This window comes from Microcoleus sp. Aus8_D2 (assembly GCF_036702665.1).
Taxonomy (GTDB): Bacteria; Cyanobacteriota; Cyanobacteriia; order Cyanobacteriales; family Microcoleaceae; genus Microcoleus.
This window is the reverse complement of the sequence record NZ_JAUBUN010000033.1, coordinates 38387-41401: the sequence shown is the minus strand read 5'-3', so window position 1 is coordinate 41401 and position 3015 is coordinate 38387. Positions and strand designations below refer to the sequence as shown.

Here is a 3015-nt window from a genome sequence, read left to right as displayed (position 1 = left end):
ATTATTTGCCGGTATGGTTGGTGAACCCGCCCCTACGATATTTGGGAATTGATGTTTATCTCGATCGCAAATATGATAAAATATTTTCGTCTTTCCTGCATTAACCCGCGATGAACCGATCGCCATTCCCCGTCCAATTTCTCACGGCCCTCGCTTGCTGCTACCTAACCGCTCCCCCAACATTAGCTCAAATCGTCCCCGATACAACTCTCCCCATAAATTCCACCGTTACCAACAGTGGCAATACAGATACTATCAACGGCGGTACTAAGGCGGGCAGCAACTTATTTCACAGTTTTAGAGAATTCTCTGTTCCCACGGGTGGCACAGCTATTTTCAATAACTCTACAGACATTCAAAATATTATTACTCGCGTCACTGGCAGCTCAATTTCCAACATTGACGGCCTTCTCCAAGCTCAGGGTACAGCAAATTTATTCTTGCTCAATCCTAACGGTATTATTTTCGGAGCCAACGCTCAACTTAATATCGGCGGTTCTTTTTTGGCAAGCACTGCTGATAGTTTTATATTTGCTGACGGCACGCAATTCAGTGCTATAAATCTCCAAACCAACCCTCTATTAACTATCAGCGTGCCAATCGGTTTGCAATTGGGAACAGCTAACCCAATTGTCGTCCAAGGGCCAGGTCAAAATTTGATTCCAGATGAAGAAACAGGCGCGATAGTTCGGGAAGATGCCAGCGTTGTTGGACTTGCTGTAGAACCGGGCAGAAGTTTGGTGTTAGCAGGCGCAGATATCCAACTGGAAGGTGGCAATTTGACGGCACCGGCGGGACGCATTTCGCTGTTAGCGGTTCGCAATGGAGAGGTGAGAACTCCTAACAACGAATCTCTTTTCACTTCAGATATTTTGCCTCTGACTGGTGCCTCCCTTGGGAATATCGAAATGTCGCAAAAAGCAACTGTAGACGCTAGCGGGACTCGAGGCGGCGACATTCAGCTTGCAGGGCGCAACATCAGACTGACGGAAGGTTCGGCTGTTTTGAGCTTGACGAGAGAAGCGGAATCGGGAGGGAATCTCAGTGTCACCGCTGCGGAAACTATCGAAATTATTGGCAGTTCCGAGGATCAACCCAGTAGTTTTTTGCTGGAAACTATCGGCGAAGGTAACGGCGGGAATTTGCAGATTTCGGCGCGCAATTTGTTGCTGCGGGATGGCGGACAAGCAACTACTTCTACATTAGGTAACGGTAGAGGAGGTAATGTGAGAGTTGATTTATCCGAGTCGTTAGAAGTCATCGGTACAGCCCCCGCCGGAGAACCTAGCGGCTTATTTGCTCAAACGCAAAGTGCAGGTGCAGCAGGAAATTTGACAATAAATACAGGCAGGTTGCTTGTTTCTGACGGGGCAGAGGTATCAACAACTTCTTTCAGCAGCGGCGATGCCGGGAATCTTACTGTCAACGCTTGGGAATCGGTGGAGGTCTTTGGAATTAAAATTCTGGATGATACAGTTCTAATCTCTGGTTTGGCTTCTGAGACTATTAATGATGGTGCTGGTGGCAATATCAGGATTGATACTCAGAGATTGATTATCCGAGATGGAGCACAAGTATCAGTTTCTACTTTTGGCGCAGGTAAAACAGGAAATATTTTGATTAACGCTTCCGAATCATTGGTTATTAGGAGCGAAAATAACCGTTCTAGTGGCATCTATAGTCTAGTTAATCAAGGAAAACAGAGTTCTGCTATCGGAGACGGTGGCAATGTAACTGTTGAAACTAGACAATTGATAATTCAAAATGGTTCACAAATAAGCTCTAGTACGCTCAGTGTTGGTAACGGTGGGAACGTAATGGTAAATGCCAGGGATTCTGTTGAAGTAAGGGGAACTTCATCTCAGGGTTTTTCTAGCGGCATATTTACTCAAGTTGACGAAGAAACTGCAACAGGAAACGGCGGCGATGTGACTGTGAACACCCGACAGTTACGGGTATTAGACGGCGCGCAAATATCGGCAGGAACTCGCGGTATTGGCAGTGGCGGAAATGTGACTGTTAATGCTAGAGAAAGTGTGGAATTGAGCGGCACTTCTGGAACTGTAGACTCTGAGACAAATCGCCCCTTCACCAGCGGGTTGTTCGCGCGCACTCGCGGGGCGGGAAATGCTGGCGGTGTGAGCATTTTTAGCGATCGCCTGACAGTACAAAACGGCGCAGAAGTAGCCGTTGACGCGCGCTTGGGAGGCGGTGACGCGGGAAATTTGGAAATTCGATCGCGCGAAATTCGATTGCTCAACGGCGGCGTTCTGACGGCGGAAACGGCTGTAGGCGAAGGTGGCAACATCCGCATCAATGCTAGCGCGATTCAGATGCGCGATCGCAGCCGCATTTCCACAACCGCAGGAACGAGCGATGCACCGGGCAACGGCGGTAATATTAACATCAAAACCGATACGCTTGCCGGCGTCCGAAATAGCGACATTTCCGCTAACGCTTTTGAAGGTTCGGGCGGTAGAATTGCGATCGACGCGCAAGCTGTTTTAGGATTCCAAACACCAAGCAGGCAAGATTTAGAAACTCAATTAGGAAACAATTTAACCGAATTCGACCCGCAAGATTTGCCAACCAGCGACATTACCGCGATTTCCCGCACTAACCCCAATCTCAGCGGCACCGTCGAAATCAACACTCCCGATATCGATCCGAGTTCGGGTTTAATTGCTGTCCCGCAGCCCGGAGTTACCGCAATTATCCAAAACCCTTGCAATCGGGGAAGCCGCAGCAGTTTTGTGAATGTCGGGCGCGGCGGGGTGCGGCCCACTCCCAGAGAAATTGTCAGCAATTCCGGGGCAAATTCGGGCGATAATGTGGCAGCGGAATTAGTCGAGGCTCAAGGATGGGAGCGAGATGCTGATGGTACGATTAGGTTGGTGGCTCGATCGCGCAACGTGATACCTTACAGCAATTGGCAAAATCCGGTTAAGTGCGATCGATAATACGATTTTTGATTGGGGATTGGCGATTAAACAATATCGAGAATAATGCCTGTAG

At 48.6% G+C, this 3015-nt stretch carries 1 protein-coding gene; it reads left to right on the top strand.

The window, feature by feature from the left end; translation table 11 throughout:
• Window positions 1-110: 110 nt before the first annotated feature.
• Window positions 111-2960, top strand: a complete 2850-nt coding sequence (locus tag QUB64_RS22955; RefSeq protein ID WP_333275011.1) for a two-partner secretion domain-containing protein — start codon at window positions 111-113, stop codon at window positions 2958-2960.
• The last annotated feature ends 55 nt before the right edge of the window (window positions 2961-3015 follow it).